Origin of the sequence: Enterobacter sp. 5-4, assembly GCF_000612205.1 — a bacterium.
Classification (GTDB): domain Bacteria; phylum Pseudomonadota; class Gammaproteobacteria; order Enterobacterales; family Enterobacteriaceae; genus Enterobacter; species Enterobacter roggenkampii.
On record NZ_JFHW01000007.1, the window covers coordinates 171518 to 187390 of the forward strand.

14 protein-coding genes are annotated in these 15873 nt (G+C 59.2%); 8 read left to right on the top strand and 6 right to left on the bottom strand.

Annotated elements, in window-relative coordinates; translation table 11 throughout:
* Position 1: 1 nt before the first annotated feature.
* From AA74_RS0103355 to AA74_RS0103370, 4 genes are read left to right on the top strand one after another with little or no spacing between them, the layout of a single operon-like run.
* Positions 2 to 901, top strand: coding sequence for a hypothetical protein (locus AA74_RS0103355; protein WP_008501670.1), 900 nt, complete (start codon positions 2 to 4; stop codon positions 899 to 901).
* Between the two features lie 9 nt (positions 902 to 910).
* A complete protein-coding gene (locus AA74_RS0103360; protein ID WP_025911066.1) occupies positions 911 to 2125 on the top strand; it encodes a PP2C family protein-serine/threonine phosphatase in 1215 nt (404 codons plus the stop codon).
* Positions 2115 to 2453: an STAS domain-containing protein gene (locus tag AA74_RS0103365; protein WP_023292380.1), complete on the top strand. Its 339-nt coding sequence runs from the start codon at positions 2115 to 2117 to the stop codon at positions 2451 to 2453. The genes AA74_RS0103360 and AA74_RS0103365 overlap by 11 nt, the downstream gene beginning before the upstream one ends.
* A complete protein-coding gene (locus tag AA74_RS0103370) occupies positions 2454 to 2879 on the top strand; it encodes an ATP-binding protein (RefSeq protein WP_021240154.1) in 426 nt (141 codons plus the stop codon).
* A gap of 25 nt (positions 2880 to 2904) precedes the next feature.
* Here AA74_RS0103370 and AA74_RS0103375 read toward each other — a convergent pair whose 3' ends face one another.
* A complete protein-coding gene (locus tag AA74_RS0103375) occupies positions 2905 to 4395 on the bottom strand; it encodes a UbiD family decarboxylase (protein ID WP_023292382.1) in 1491 nt (496 codons plus the stop codon).
* A gap of 113 nt (positions 4396 to 4508) precedes the next feature.
* On the opposite strand from AA74_RS0103375, the gene AA74_RS0103380 reads away from it, so the two are divergent.
* The gene (locus AA74_RS0103380) at positions 4509 to 5393 is read left to right on the top strand and encodes a LysR substrate-binding domain-containing protein (RefSeq protein ID WP_008501665.1); all 885 of its coding nucleotides are present in this window, start codon (positions 4509 to 4511) and stop codon (positions 5391 to 5393) included.
* Here AA74_RS0103380 and AA74_RS0103385 read toward each other — a convergent pair.
* The 4 genes from AA74_RS0103385 to AA74_RS0103400 form a co-directional block, all read right to left on the bottom strand.
* On the bottom strand, positions 5384 to 6295 hold the full coding sequence (locus AA74_RS0103385) for a LysR family transcriptional regulator (protein WP_025911073.1): 912 nt from the start codon (positions 6293 to 6295) through the stop codon (positions 5384 to 5386). The two genes, AA74_RS0103380 and AA74_RS0103385, sit on opposite strands and share 10 nt — an antisense overlap.
* Position 6296: 1 nt before the next feature.
* Positions 6297 to 7283 carry an MBL fold metallo-hydrolase gene (locus AA74_RS0103390; protein WP_008501663.1) on the bottom strand — a complete coding sequence of 329 codons (987 nt, stop codon included), beginning with the start codon at positions 7281 to 7283 and terminating at the stop codon, positions 6297 to 6299.
* A 141-nt stretch (positions 7284 to 7424) separates the two neighbouring features.
* A complete protein-coding gene (locus AA74_RS0103395; RefSeq protein ID WP_198921528.1) occupies positions 7425 to 8174 on the bottom strand; it encodes a 5'-nucleotidase, lipoprotein e(P4) family in 750 nt (249 codons plus the stop codon).
* Positions 8175 to 8273: 99 nt separating this feature from the next.
* Positions 8274 to 8801: a GNAT family N-acetyltransferase gene (locus AA74_RS0103400; protein ID WP_021240150.1), complete on the bottom strand. Its 528-nt coding sequence runs from the start codon at positions 8799 to 8801 to the stop codon at positions 8274 to 8276.
* Between the two features lie 132 nt (positions 8802 to 8933).
* Between AA74_RS0103400 and treZ the strand changes: the two genes are divergently transcribed.
* From treZ to glgX, 3 genes are read left to right on the top strand one after another with little or no spacing between them, the layout of a single operon-like run.
* A complete protein-coding gene (gene treZ, locus AA74_RS0103405) occupies positions 8934 to 10721 on the top strand; it encodes a malto-oligosyltrehalose trehalohydrolase (RefSeq protein WP_025911078.1) in 1788 nt (595 codons plus the stop codon).
* Entirely contained in the window at positions 10718 to 13186 is a 2469-nt protein-coding gene (treY, locus tag AA74_RS0103410) for a malto-oligosyltrehalose synthase (protein WP_025911080.1), read from the top strand. Before treZ ends, treY begins: the two co-directional genes overlap by 4 nt.
* Positions 13187 to 13201: 15 nt before the next feature.
* A complete protein-coding gene (glgX, locus tag AA74_RS0103415; protein WP_025911082.1) occupies positions 13202 to 15277 on the top strand; it encodes a glycogen debranching protein GlgX in 2076 nt (691 codons plus the stop codon).
* Here the strand turns inward: glgX and AA74_RS0103420 are convergent, their stop codons facing one another.
* Entirely contained in the window at positions 15278 to 15823 is a 546-nt protein-coding gene (locus AA74_RS0103420) for a winged helix DNA-binding protein (RefSeq protein ID WP_021240146.1), read from the bottom strand.
* Positions 15824 to 15873 lie beyond the last annotated feature (50 nt).

Here is a 15873-nt window from a genome sequence, read left to right on the forward strand (position 1 = left end):
TATGCGCGAAAAATGGCTTCTGGCGGGCGTGCTGCTCGCCGCGATCCCCGCCGCAGAGGCGGCGAAAAGCAGTGAAAATGAATCCCTGCGCGATAAGAACGGTGAACCTGTTCAGGCTGGCGTCTTTACCAGCCGCTGGGGGCGCCTGTTCTCGGGTAACGACAAGAAATTCTCAGGTGCGCTGAGCTTTAGCTCGGGACTGAAAGAGCAGTGGATGAGCATTCCTAACAGTTCAGACACCGCCACGGAAAAGAAAAAGATTAACCAGACGCTGAATCTCAGCCTTCAGTATTCCCCCTACAGCTTCTGGTTTGCCAACATTACGTCCCGACTGCCGGTCAGAGACACCAGCCGCTACACCGCCGATTTTCGCTACAGCTTCGGCTACGATGACTGGCACGCCAACACCGTCAGTCTGGTTTACAGCAACTACGGCGATAACCATTTCTGGACATCGGGCAGCCGACGACACACCTATTTCGAACAGGGCGCCTTCACGCTGGCCTACAAGTTTTCGCTACCGAAACCGGTCGAAAACACGCTCCTGATTAATAAAGGGGATTCCATCATTTGCCAGGTCGGGTACAGCTGGGTGCCGCGCTACTACGACCTCAGCAGCGATGACATCCGCAAAAATAAAAACGTCATGCTCGGCGGCTGCGGCTACACCTTCAAACAACATTTCTTCGTTCGCGCGACGGCATTCTGGTTCCCGGACAGCAGCCAGCAGCAGCCCTGGAACGGCGATTACAGCTACAGCTTCGGTTATGCCGGCTATACGCCAGGTTCGTTCTCCATCCAGTACGCGAACTATGCGGGAACGCGCTATCCGGGGCACGGCAACGGGAATGCAAAATTCAGGGAAGGGACCGTGAGCCTCATCTGGTTCTTACCGCTTTAGGAGGGATGTATGTCGGCGCTGCACGTGTTAATCGTTGAAGATTCGCTGATTTATCGTCGGTTACTCTCCCGAATGCTCACCCAGTGGGGGTATATCGTGAGCGAGGCGGAAAATGGCGTCGCCGCGCTGGAAATACTGTCCAGCCAGCCGATCAGCATGGTGATAAGCGACTGGGACATGCCGGAAATGGACGGACTCACGCTCTGTCAGACCATCCGCAACCGTCAGTTTGGCCACTACGTCTATGTCATTCTGCTCACGGCACGCGAAAATGCCGGGGATTTAACGCAGGGCTTTGATGCCGGAGCCGATGATTTTTTAAGCAAGCCGGTCGAGCAGGATGAACTGCGGGCGCGGCTCCACGCCGGGGTCCGTATTTTGACCCTGGAGGCGACCCTCGCGGCGCACAACAAGCGCCTGAGTGAAGCGTTGCATCAGATTGAACAGGATCTTGAACTCGCGGCGCGCGTTCAGCACTCCGTGCTGCCTTCGCACCGCTTACGCTTTGGGAACTACTTTTCCGACTGGCTTTTCTTGCCGTCTGCGTGGGTCTCAGGCGATGTGTTCAATATTTTTCCACTTGATTCTCACATTGGGTTCTATTGCGTGGATGTGTCCGGTCACGGCGTGGGGGCCGCGATGATGTCCCTCGCGGTGGCGCGTCAGTTCTTACATGGCCGGGTGGTAGACCGTTTTTTGTTTACCGATCAGGGCGGCATTCAGTCGCCTGCGGAGGTGATCAGGATCCTGAACAGCCGCTTTTGCAGTGAAGAGAGCGACATTACCAGCTATTTCACCATTATCTACGGGGTGATCGATCCCGAGAGCGGACGAGGGGTGTTGTGTCAGGCCGGGCATCCTACTCCCGTCATTGTGAACGCAGACAGCGCCGTCACGTCCGTGGGCAATGGCGGCCCGCCGGTGGGGCTGATGCCTGACCTCAGCTGGGAGGACGTCGCGTTTACCCTCAATCCGGGGGATCGCTTATGCTTATTCAGTGACGGTATTACGGAGTGTGAGAACGTCAGCGGCGAGCAGTTTGGCCCGCAGCGTCTCGAACGCTGGCTTCATGACCATGCCCGACTTCCGGTTGACCAGCTCCTGGCGCGGTTCGGTGACCACCTGACCGGCTGGCGCAACGCAAATCGTGATGAACCGACCGCCTTAACCGATGACGTTTCACTGCTCGTGATCGAGCGTCAGGGAGAACAGAATGATTATTAATACTGAACGACTACCGCATGCCAACATTCTCACGCCCGCAGTCCGGCGGCTGGATGCCTCCGTTGCCGCGACGTTTAAAGCGTCCGTGACGGAAGAAATTGGCGACGATCGCAAGGCTTTGATTGTCGACTTCAGCAAAGTGGATTTTATCGACAGCAGCGGGCTGGGAATGCTGGTGTCGTTGTTTAAGCTGATGAACGGGAAAGGCGACATGGCGCTGTGCTCCCTGAACCCCGGGATCATGAACATGTTCACCCTGACCCGCATGGACCGCATATTCCGCATCTATCCGGACAAAAGCAGCGCACTTGCGCAGCTGGGGCAGTAGATGCAGACGCCGGTGCAGGCAGAATTTCCGGCGGTGCTCGGTTCCCTGACGCCGCTGGCCGGCTGGCTGGAAGCGCGGCTGAGCGCGCTTCCCGTAGATGATGAGTGGCGTTTCGCGCTCGATCTCGCCGTCTGTGAGGTGGCGACGAATATCATCCGGCACGCGCTGCATGAGGATGCCTCGCGCACATTCAGCGTACGCTTCGATATCCGCGACAGCGACGTCTGCATTGTTTTTACCGACGCGGGCGACGCGTTTCCGCTGGCGCGGCTTGAGGCCGCCAGGCGAGACCGTTTTTGTGAAATCTCGCCGCTGCTGGAGAGCGGCAGGGGGCTGATGCTCATTTTGCTGAGCGTCGATCGTTTCTCGGTGGAGCGAGCGGCGGGTGAAAATATTGCCACGCTTGAAAAGAAAATCAGCGTATGACCTGCGGGCCATACGCGTGCTGTTTCTATTTCGTGTTGTCAGCAAACAGCTCTGGCGCCCACGGGCGTGGGTCAACCTCCATAAACGGCGCCCGTTCGAAGCGATCCTTCAGCGCCCACGGCACCGTGCAGTCGAAGATCGTCTTGCAGGAAATGCCGTTGCCGCGAATCGAGGTGCTGTAATCCGGCGACTGGGACGGATCCAGCTGGTGGCCGCGGATCCCAGGAATATTGGTGATGCTGACATCGCCCTGCATGCGGGTGGTCATCGCCCACAGGATGTCGTCGCTGTCGAAAATATCCACGTCTTCGTCGACCAGAATAATGTTCTTCAGCTCCGAATAGGTGGCTAAGGCGATAAGCGCCGCCTGGCCCTGACGTCCTTCGTCTGACGGCTGGCGTTTTTTCACCTGCAATATCCCGAGGAACTTGCCGCCGCCCGCGGTGTGGGCATAGACGTTTTGCAGGAAGCCCGGAATAGCCTCCTCTACGGCATTGCGGATGCTGGCCTCGGTCGGCAGTCCGGCCAGCGTGGTATGTTCTTCCCCCGGTCCCACCAGCGTTTGCAGGATCGCGTGGTTTCGCATGGTCACGGCTTTCACTTTGATCACCGGCAGGGAGGGGTTCGCCTCGCCGCAGTAGCCCGGGAACTCCGGCATCGCGTGGCCGGTATTGGTGTGCTGATCCTCTCTCACGCGCACGCCCGGCAGCAGTTCACCTTCGATGATGATCTCCGCCCGCGCGATGGCTTTCTCTTTGACCGCCACGCCCTGTACCAGCTCAACCGGCTGCTGGCGCAGCGCCCCGGCGACGCCCAGCTCGTTGTAGCCAAACGGCGTGGTAGGGGCCTCAAAGCACGCGCCGATGTAGATGGCGGGGTCGAGACCCATGTTGATCGTCACCGGCAGCGGCTTTCCGGCATCCTCCGCCTTTTTGCGGAAGACTTCGATATGGCGCCCGGCGGCAAGGAACATGGAAAGCTCGTCGCGCTCCTGAACGCAGAGGCGGTGGATGGTGACATCCGTCAGCGAGCTGTCTTCCGGATCGCTTGCCAGCACCAGCCCCAGACAGAAGAACGGACCCGCATCAATCGGCGTGTTGGTTGGGGCCGGAAGCAGCTTGCGCAGGTCGAAGTCAGGATCGTCAGCGTAAAAGACCTGCTCCTGGCAGGGGGCCTGCGAGGCCGGAACGACAACCGGCGCAACCGGCTTTTTCACCGCCTGGCCGACGTGCTTTGCCAGTTCCGAAGGCTCACAGCCCAACAGCAGCGCCGCGCGCTCGCGGCTGGCGTGCATGCCCACCAGGATGCGGGAGTGCGGATAGCCCTTAATGCTGTTGAACATCATCGCCGGGCCCGTACGGGTTGGACGTTTGACCGTGCCGCCTGCGCCAATATGGCGGTAGACGCCCGCCAGCTCCGCATTGGGATCGACCGGACGATCGGTTTCAATGTACTGCCCTTCGTGGCGCTGCAGTAAGGCGATGGCGCTGCGGAGATCGTTAATCTGGTTTTCCATATTTTCCTCCCTCGGTTGAATACCTCCATTTTTATGGCAATGACCAATAGCATCAATTGCATCATTACTGTTAAATTGATAAGTAAATTGATATCAATTCGGGAGGTCGTCTCGTGCAGTTTCGCCAGATGCGCCACTTCATCGTCGTGGCCGAAGAGCTCCATATGCACCGGGCCGCGGAGCGTCTGAACATGGCGCAGCCGGCGCTGAGCCAGCAGATAAAGGCCCTGGAAGAACGTTTAGGCGTCACGCTTTTCAGCCGGGCGAACCGCCGCTTGACCCTGACGCCCGCGGGCGAAGCATTTCTCGTGAAAGCCCGGCTTGCCATCTCGCTGACCGAACAGGCGGTGCTGGACGCCAGACAAACGGCACGGGGCGAGCAGGGTGTGTTAAACCTCGGGTGCGTGTCGAGCGCGATGTTTGACGGCAGGCTGCCCGCCGCGCTGCGCCAGATGCACAGCCGCTGGCCCGCCATTACCATGTCGCTGATGACGGGAAACGTGCAGACGCTCTACGCCGCCGTGCAGAGCAACCAGCTGGATGTGGCCATCATCCGCGCGCCGCTGCCGTCGCTGCCGGACGATCTGCAAAGCCGCCCGTTCGCCTCGGAGAAAACGGTGCTGGCGCTGTATCGTCAGCATCCGCTGGCCGGGTCCGCCGCGCTGACGCTTTCGTCGGTGAAAGACGAAAAATGGATCTCCCTGCGCGATCCGGAGGGAATGGGGCTGGAGCAGTACTTCTATGACGCCTGCAGCGGGGCGGGCTTTCAGCCGGACGTGGTGCAAAACGCGACCGACGTGCCCACGGTCATCAGCCTGGTTTCGGCAGGGTTTGGTCTGGCGCTGCTGCCCGCGTCGGCAAAGGCGGTGAGCGTCGAGAATGTCGTCTACGTGGACATCCTTGACCGGCTGCGGGAGAGCGAACTCACCCTGGTTTGCCACCGGATTATTCGCTCAGAGGTGCTAAAAAAGTTTCTGGTTACGCTCGATCACACCTGACGTCCTGCTGTCCGCAGGAGCTGCTCGCGCAGCCAGGCGTTCGCCGGATCCTGGCTGTTTTTCGGGTGCCAGTACATGTTGATGGTAATGGGCTGGAGCGGCAGCGGTGGTGCAAAGAGATCCAGCGTGCTGGCAAACTGCTTCAGCATCCGTTCCGGCAGGGTGCACACCAGGTCGGTACCGGCAACCAGCGCGGGCGCCATAGCGTAGCTCTGGGTGGACATGGCAACGTGTCGCTGATAGCCCAGCCCGGCGAGGGTTTGGTCGACAAATCCGGTAAACGGATCGCCCGCCGACGACACCACCAGATGGGAAAGCGCGCAGTAGATCTCCAGATCTAACGCACCCGTTCCGCGCGGATGGCCTTTTCGCTGGGCGGTGGCAAACGCGTCGTCGAGGAGTTTGCGCCTTACCCACCCGTCATGGGCGCCCGCGCTCACGCCGATGTAGAGATCCACATCGCCGTTCTCCAGCTGCTGCGGCAGTTCGGCCATCTCGGGCAGGGCGAAGCGCAGGCGAATACCGGGAGCATCGGTACCCACCTGGTTAAGCAGCGCGGTGCCGAGCATCAGCGCCGGGTTTTCATGCAGCGCAATAACAAAGGTCCGGCTGCTGGTTTGCGCGTCAAACGCGGTGGGCGCAAACATCGCGCTGATGCCGCGCAGCACGCCTGTCACCTGCGGCCTGAGCGCTTCCGCGCGCGGCGTGGGTAACACCCCGCGTCCATGCGGGGAGGGAATGAACAGCGGTTCGCCAAACAGCGTGCGCAGACGCGCGAGACGGGCAGAGAGCGCGGGCTGGCTGATGCCCAGCCGCGCGGCCGCATGGGTGATGTTCCTGTCCTGAAGCAGGGCATCCAGCGTCAGGAGCAGGGCTATGTCCATGTCAGATATCCGCGTCATCTTATTTCGCGCTGCTGGCGTCCCGGTTGGTATAAGTGACAGGGACCCAGGCATAGCCGCCTTTCTCGCCTTTCGTCACATAGCCGATGCCCGGGAAAGGCAGATGGGGCGCGGCAATGAGGTCTTTATTTTTCACAAAGTCAGCGAACGCATGCTCGCGTACGCTTGCCGCTTTGTTCTCATCTTCATCGTAGGTGATGGTCACCGCAGGCTGCGGAAACTGGACCGCCGCGGCGTGAATGATGTCGCCGACAAAGGTGATCTTCTCGCCTTTGCTTGTCAGGGTGTAGAAGGCTGAACCCGGCGTGTGTCCGGGATGAACCGTGCCGGTAAGCCCCGGAAGAATCTCCGATGTGCCGCTAAACGGCACCACTTTCCCCGCGTCAAGGTAGGGTTTTAAGGTCTTCTGCGCGACGTCGAAGTAGTTCTTGCCGTAGCCGGTTTTCTTCTGATTGTCGTCGTTAAAGAAAAAGTCGATGTCCGGTTTGCCAACGAAAACGCGCGCGTTGCTGAACACCACCTTGCCGTCTTTCACCAGGCCACCCGCATGATCGGAGTGGGCGTGGGTCAGCAGGACTTCAGTGATGTCCTCGGGTTTTATTCCCTGCGTGGCGAGGCTTTCAACCAGACGTCCGCCGGTATCAGGACCAAAGAGCTGGCCCGAGCCGGTATCCACCAGAATTTTATGTCCGGGTATCGCAATCAGAAACGCGTTGATGGAGACCTCAGCCGGGTTGGTCTGAAAGTTTTTCGCGAGCAGCGCATCAATGTTTTGCGGCGTTGTCCGGCGCAGCAGCTTGTGCAGATCCTGCGCGACGGTCCCGTCGGTAAACGAGGTGACAAGCACGTCGCCGACCTGCACGCTGTAACCGCCCGCCGGTTGTTTAACGACGTGCTGCGGCGTTTCAGCAGAGGCCTGGAGCGCAGGGTAGAAAAGCAGTGAACTGGAAATCAGCGTGGAAAGAGCAAGTTTTTTCACGGTAAGCATACGAGTCTCCTTTGAAAGTGCTCATCTTACTGCTCCGTAAAATTATAAGAACCTGCCCAGAAATGATAGGACCTATAAACGGGATGGATAGGAAACAGAAGGGCCGGGAAGGCGCGCGATAGCTTTCCCGGCCCGTAGACATTATTTTTTCAGCGGTGCGTTCCAGCTGTCCGGCGTGGCTTTGGACCATGAGCCATAAGCGGCATTAGGCAGCACAATCCAGTCGTTGCCGAAGTGTTCCGCGCTGGCCTCAACCAGTTCACGCTGCTGCTCGCTCGGCTTTTTGTTTTTAAACTGCACGGCGAAATCCGGCAGGCTGTCGCCGAACAGCATCACGATCTGCTGCTTTTTGAGGATGCTCTGACGGCGCTCTTCCTTGCTGACCGTATCCAGCAGCACGCTTTCGTCAGATACCTGCGGCAGGCCGAGAGCGTTTAACGTCTTCAGCGTGTCGGCTTTGTTTTCCTGCATACGATCCGAGACATAGTAGATGCGGACCTTGCTTTGATTCACGTGGTCAAGAAACGCTTTCGCCCCCGGAATTAAGCCGGGTTTTCCCTGTTTCTCCCAGTCGCTCCAGGTGTCCCATTTCGTATAGTCGTGACACTGCTCCATGTCGCGCACCAGCAGTGGGGTGTTATCCAGTACCGTTTCATCCAGGTCCATTACCACGGCGTAATTTTCGGGCGTTTTCAGATCCTTTAACTTTTCGTTGAAACGCTCGGTGGCAAACCGATAGGTTTGCAGCTGAAGGGCCATAATCTCTGCCGATTTCTGCTGATAGCGCAGCGCCATTTCGTACGCTTTCGGTTCACACAGGTCGTGCTCCGCGGCCGTCGCCGCTGCCGCTGCACTCAAAACCGGTAATGCCAGCAGTAATGCCTTAGCCATTGAATTCACACTTCTTTCCTCAACACCGTGGTTAAAATCCCGAAAGCGTAATGAAATTCAGTGACAGAAATATGACCGTGATGTGGCAATGTGTTTCCGCTAGACCAGCATGTAATACCAGAACAGAGCGACCTCGTCTTTTTCCGGTAGGGCGTTGTAGAGATAACGATCGTATCCGCCCAGGGTAAATCCATAGTGACGGTAAAACAGGCAGGCAGAGACGTTCACATTTTGTGTTTCAAGCCGTAATCCCGGCGCGTTTACGCTGCGGGCCCACACGTGCGCGGCGGCCATTAATTTATGCGCAGCGCCGGTTCTGCGTTTGGAGCGCTCAACGGCAATATAATCCACTGAAATAAATTTATTCCAGCCGACTGACGCGGTAATAAATCCGGCTATTTCACCGTCGTCCGTTTCCGCGACAAGAAATATGGCGTCCGGATTAACGCAGTGATTTTCAAGCGTTTGAATGTCGAGTTCGTAGGTTTTTATCCAGGGCTCTGCCACGGCTTCAATATGCAAATCACAGTGGATAAACGGCTCCCGGGCAATGTGGCTAATGGTGAAAGAAAAGTCACAGCATTCAAGGCGTGCGAAGTCGGTATTGAGTCCTTTTCGAATCTGCATAGTATTCCCGTTAGTGAGTTATTTCATAAAGAATAGACGAAGCGGTTAAATCCGCTGAGCTCACGCACTTTTAATCCTGAACTAAGCTTGTACTTCGTTCCGCGTAAAATGTGGGTCATTCGAGGACAATGAATGGAATTCAGGACATTTCAAAAGCAGTGGGGTGCTGAGTTTATTTCCGATGACGTTGTACGTTTTCGCGTCTGGGCAGAAGGACAGAAAGAACTTACGCTACGTCTTGCCGCCACCGACGTGCCGATGACGGCAACCGGCGACGGCTGGTTTCAGGCGGACGTCCCCGGCGTCAGGCACGGTGCAGAATATCAGTTTGTTCTTCAGGACGGCACGGCGGTGCCCGATCCCGCCTCGCGGGCGCAAAAGGGTGACGTTAACGGCCCCTCAGTCGTGATCGATCCCCGACGTTACCAGCCGGTCAACCGCGACTGGGCAGGGCGGCCGTGGGAAGAGACGATCATTTACGAACTGCACATCGGCACGTTTACCCCGGAGGGCACCTTCCGGGCGGCGATCGACAAGCTGCCATATCTGGCGGAGCTGGGGATTACCCAGCTTGAAGTCATGCCCGTCTCCCAGTTTGGCGGTTCCCGCGGCTGGGGGTACGACGGGGTGCTGCTGTATGCCCCGCACCCTGCGTACGGCACGCCGGAGGATTTCCACGCGTTTATCGACGCCGCGCACGGGCTGGGGCTTTCCGTGGTGCTGGATATCGTGCTCAACCACTTCGGCCCGGAGGGGAACTATCTCCCTCTGCTGTCGCCCGCGTTTTTTGATGAGCAGCGAATGACGCCGTGGGGCAACGGCATCGCCTACGAGCGCGAGCCGGTGAGGCAGTACATCACCGACGCACCGCTCTACTGGCTGACGGAGTACCGTCTGGACGGCCTGCGCTTTGATGCCATCGACCAGATTAAAGACAGCTCCGGGACGCACATTCTCGAGGAGATTGCCGCAAAAATTCGCGAGGCGATCCCACACCGGCACGTTCACCTGACCACGGAAGACAGCCGCAACGTGATTTTTCTGCATCCGCGCGATGAACAGGGCCACACGCCGCTGTTTACCGGTGAGTGGAATGATGATTTTCACAACGCTGCCCACGTGTTTGCCACCGGTGAGACGCACGCCTACTACCAGGACTTTGCCTTTGAGCCGGAGAAAAAGTTCGCCCGGGCGCTGGCTGAAGGCTTTGTCTACCAGGGCGAGATTTCGCTGCAAACCGGCGAATCCCGCGGCGTGGAGTGCCGCACGCAGCCGCCGCAGTTCTTCGTCGATTTCATCCAAAACCACGATCAGACCGGCAATCGCGCCCATGGCGAGCGGCTTATCTCCCTCGCGGGGGCTGATAAAACGAGGGTGCTGCTCGCCGCGCTGCTGCTTTCCCCCCATATCCCGCTGCTGTTTATGGGCGAGGAGTTTGGTGAAACGCATCCGTTCCTGTTCTTCACCGATTTTCACGGCGAACTGGCAAAGGCGGTGCGGGAAGGGCGCGCGAAAGAGTTTAGCGGCCATGCCGGGCACGATGAAACCGTCCCGGACCCGAACGACGTGAACACGTTTATCCGCTCAAAGCTCGACTGGAACAAAATCGCCACCGACGAGGGCAAAACGTGGCTGCGCTATACGCGCCATCTGTTGACGCTGCGCCATCGCTATATCGTTCCGCTTCTGCATCCGGGCGGCGCCGTTGAGGGCCATGTGCTCAAGACCGCGCCCGGCATGGTGGCGGTGAGCTGGCGCTTCCCGTCAGGCACGCTTTCTCTGGCGCTGAATATTGGAACGAAGCCCGTCGACCTGCCCGCGCTCGCGGGGGAGACGCGCTTCGCCTGGCCGGAGCTCAACGACGTTTTACCCCCGAACGGTATTGTCGTTCGCTTTGCTGATGGAGAAGCATCGTTATGATCCCTTCCGCCACGTACCGTATTCAGTTCCGTAACGGCATGACCTTCGACCGCGTTGTGGCGCTGGTGCCGTATATGAAGGACCTCGGCATCAGCCACCTTTACGCGTCGCCCGTGTTTACTGCCACGACGGGGTCTACCCACGGCTATGACGTGACTAACCCGAATGAAATCGACCCCGCGATTGGCGGACGAGAAGGCTTTGACCGCATGGCCGCGGCGCTTAAGCAGGCCGGTATGGGGCTGATTCTGGATATTGTCCCGAACCATATGTCCACCTCGCTGGAAAACCTCTGGTGGCGGGACGTGATTGAATACGGCCAGCAGAGCCGCTACTTCCGCTATTTTGATATCGACGGGTCGCGACCGCTGACGCTGCCGTTTCTCGGCGACACCTTTGAGGCGGAGCTGGAGAAGGGAGCCATCACGCTAAAACGTGACCCTGTCACGGAAAAGGCCGCGCTGGTTTACTACGACGCCGAGTATCCGCTCAACCCGGGCACTTACAGCGAGGAGAAGAGCATTGCCGAGCTGCACGAGGCGCAAAGCTGGCGGCTGATGTCCTGGCGGGAGGCGCCGAAGCAGCTATCGTGGCGGCGCTTCTTTGAGATCACCGGGCTGGTCGGCGTCCGGGTTGAGGATGATGCGGTCTTCGACGATACGCACCGGCTGATCCTTGAGCTGGTCCACGCGGGCGTGGTGGACGGCCTGCGCATTGACCATGTCGACGGCCTGGCGGATCCGCTGGGCTATCTGCAGCGCCTGCGGCAGGCCGCCGGGCCCGACTGCTACATCACGGTCGAAAAGATTCTCGCCAAAGGGGAACAGCTCCCCGCTGACTGGCCGGTATCCGGTACCACCGGCTACGAGTTTATCGCCTCGCTGGCGGAAGTGCTGGTCGACGACGATAACCTCTCGCGCCTGGAGACAATCCACGACGAGACGCTGGGCGTGACGGTCGATCGCCACGCGGAGCTGCGCGATGCCAAAGGCCTGATGACCGATCGCAATTTCGAGGGTGAATTCACCACGCTGCTAAACCTTGCTGAGGATCTGGCCCGCCGCAATGAGGTTGCGCTGCCGCGCGAGGAAATCCGCCACGCGCTGCGCGAGCTGCTTATTGCGTTTCCGGTCTACCGCACCTACGGCACTCGCGAGGGGTTAACCCCGCCGGACGTGGCGCTGCTCAACCGCGTGGTTGCCAGCGTGGAGACGTCTGAAGCCGCGCTCAGCCTGATCGTGCGCATTCTTACCGGCGACCTGCCGGAAGATTGCCGCGAGAGCGCCGCGCTGTTCAGGACCCGCTTCCAGCAGCTCACCGGGCCGCTGATGGCGAAGTCCGTTGAAGACACGCTGTTCTTTCGCCACAACCTTGAGCTTGCGCTCAATGAAGTGGGGGCCGACCCGACGCCGCGCGCGTTTTCCTTATCCCGCTTCCACCAGGAGATGCGCATTCGTCTGGCCCGTCAGCCCGACGCGCTGCTGGGTACCTCCACGCACGATACCAAGCGCGGGGAAGATGCCCGGGCGCGCCTTTACACCCTGACGGAAGCCCCGGAACGCTGGGGTGAAAATCTGGTCCGCTGGCGGCAGATGAACCAGACCCAGGTGCGTTTTCTCAATGACGGTACCGCGCCGAACGCCGCCGATACGTGGATGATCTACCAGGCGCTGGCGGGCGTCTGGCCCGCCACGCTGTCACCGGACGACGCTGAAGGGCTTAAAGCACTCGAAACGCGGTTCCTCGGCTTCCTCGAAAAAGCGCTGCGCGAGGCGAAGCAGCGCACCGACTGGATTGACAGCAACGAGAGCTACGAGAGCGTGGTGTTGAGCTACGCGCGGCACCTGCTTTCACCGGACAACAGCCTGTTCCTGCACGATTTCAGCGTGGCGATGCAGCCCTTTATTCGCGCCGGGCTGATGAACAGCCTCAGCCAGACGGCGATCAAGCTGACGGCGCCCGGCGTGCCGGATATCTATCAGGGCAGCGAGGCGCTTAACTTCAGCCTGGTCGACCCGGATAACCGACGCGAGCCGGACTTTCCGGCCCTGGTGCAACACCTCAGCGCGGCGGATGCCGGGGTGTTTGACAACCCGGCCTGCTGGCGGGACGGACGGGTCAAACAGTTTGTTACCGCCACGCTGCTGCGGCTTCGACCGCACTACGACGCGCTTTTCCGCTACGGCGACTGGCTGCCGCTTAAGGTCACCGGCGAGCGGGAGGAGAACCTGATTGTTTATGCGCGCGTTAAGGACGAGGAGGCGCTGATTGTCGCCGTGCCGCGTCTGGTTTTTGGCGTCACGGATAATCATCAGCTGTGGGTCAATACCACGGTAGCGATACCCGACGAACTGGCCGGGAAGCGCTATCGGGATCTGTTCAGCGGTGAGAGCCGCATTCTGCAAAAGACGCTGGATTTAACGTCAGAAAAGGGATGTGTACTGGTTCTGCTTACCTGCGAATAATCGTGGAGAACGAAAATGGCAAAGGATACAACGTTTGAAATTCGGGCCGGTCATGGCCAGCAGTTGGGGGCGAATTATGACGGGAAGGGCGTTAACTTCGCGCTGTTCTCCGCGCACGCTGAACGAGTGGAGCTCTGTCTGTTTGACCCGTCCGGGAAAACGGAAATCGCCCGGCTGGAGCTGCCGGAGTATACCCATGAGATCTGGCACGGCTATGTGCCTGACCTGAAGCCGGGCGCGCTGTACGGCTATCGCGTCTACGGCCCCTACGACCCGGAAAATGGTCATCGCTTTAACCCGCATAAGCTGCTCATCGACCCTTACGCTCGCGAACTGGTGGGTGACATCGACTGGAACGACGCCCATTTCGGCTATGAGCTGGGGCATGACGAGCTGGATTTGAGTTTTGATACCCGCGACAGCGCGCCGTTTACGCCGAAATGCAGGGTTATCGACCCGAACGCTTTTGACTGGCAGGACAACAACCGGCCGAACGTCCCCTGGCCGCATACCGTTGTCTATGAGAGCCACGTGAAAGGGTTTACCCAGATGAACCCGGCCATTCCGCCCGAGCTGCGGGGCACGTTTGAGGGGATGGGGCACAAAGCCTCGGTCGACTACATCAAAAGCCTGGGCATTACCTCGGTGGAGCTGCTGCCGGTTCACTGGTTCCCGGACGATCAGCATCTGCTCGATCGCGGCCTGAAGAACTTCTGGGGCTATAACACGCTGGGCTTTTTTGCTCCGGCGTCGCGCTACTACGGCCCGGCGGGGATCCAGGGCTTTCGCGATATGGTGCGCGCCTATCATGACGCGGGCATCGAGGTCATTCTGGACGTGGTGTACAACCACACGGCGGAAGGGAACGAGCTTGGCCCGACGCTCTCGTTTAAGGGGATTGATAACTACAGCTATTACCGCACGCTGCCCGACCAGCACCGGTACTACATCAACGACACCGGGACGGGAAACACGGTCAACACCTCGCACCCGCGCGTGTTGCAGATGGTGATGGATTCCCTGCGCTACTGGGCGGAATCAATGCACATAGACGGTTTTCGTTTCGACCTCGGGACGATCCTGGGCCGCGAGCCCGAAGGATTTGACCCGCGCGGCGGTTTCTTCGACGCCATGACCCAGGATCCGGTCTTATCCCGACTGAAGCTGATTGGTGAACCCTGGGATATTGGCCCCGGCGGCTATCAGGTGGGCGGATTCCCGCCGGGCTGGGGGGAGTGGAACGACAAATACCGCGACACCGTTCGCGAGTACTGGAAGGGGGACAACGTCTCCACGGACTTTGCCGCGCGGCTTCTCGGCTCCGGCGATCTGTACGATCTGCGTGGGCGTCGCCCGTGGGCCAGCGTCAACTTTATCACCGCCCACGACGGCTTTACGCTGAATGACCTGGTGTCGTACAACGAGAAGCACAACGCCGACAACGGCGAGGACAATAACGACGGGCATAACGATAACCGCTCGTACAACTACGGCGAGGAAGGGCCAACCGAGAACCCGGATATTATTGCTACCCGCGAACGGCAGAAACGTAATTTCCTCACCACGCTGCTGTTCTCCCACGGCACGCCGATGCTGCTGGCGGGGGACGAGTTTGGCCGCACGCAGAAGGGGAACAACAACGGCTACTGCCAGGACAGTGAGATCTCGTGGATCGACTGGAAGGGGCTCTCCGAAAACGACGCCGCGCTGCGCGAGTTTACCCGTCGTCTCATTGCCCTTCGCGCGCAACAGCCGCTGCTGCGCCGTGAAAGCTGGCGTGACGGGCTGGAGATCCGCTGGTTCAATGCCGGAGGCGGTCCGCAGCAGGCCGAGCAGTGGGATGAAGGCTCAACGCTCGGGGTCTCCATCAGCAGGCCGGATCTTCAGCAGGAGGACGGCATCTGGCACGACGTGCTGATGCTGTTCAATCCGTTTGAAGGCACCGTGCCGTTCCAGATCCCGCAGTTTGGCGAAGGGGGATGGGTGCTGGAGCTGTCTACGGCGGATGATGCCGCCACCGGGACAGCGATCACCGAAACCGTTGAGTACGCGCTGGCCGGACGGAGCATTACGCTGTTCCGCCGTCCTTAGTTACAGTGACGCCGCCGCCCGGGCGGCGGTGTCATACAGGGAGGAGATCGTGCGTAACAGCTGCGCGGTCTCGCCAATCGACTTCCCGGCAATGCCGCTCTCCGCGTGGATCGCAATCAGACACGCCTCCCGCACGTCCCGGTATTTCATGCACAGCGCTTTCCCTTCCTCCGTTGTAGAGAAAAAGAGCTCTTTACCCGCTTTCTCGCTCGTCACGTAGCCTGCTTTGACCAGCTTTTTCAGCGCATAGGTCACCACGTGGGTGTCTTCCACGTTGAGGACGAAGCAGATATCGGCCAGCTTTTTCTTGCGGTCGCGGTGGTTGACGTGATGCAGCAGCGAAACGTCAAAGGCGCCCATATCGGGCTCGCCGGCAGCCGTCATGCAGCGCACCATCCATTTGTTAAACGCGTTGCCGGTCATGATCAGCGCATATTCCAGCTCTGATAACTCCGCGCAGCGCTCGGATACCAGATGGCGGGAAGAGACGATCCGGCCCTCGTTGATATCGTCGCGATCGGGTGAAGCACTCTTTTCTGAGGTCATAACGTTCCTTAGCCAGAAATGTAAACTCATCGATAAAATAAGAACATTTT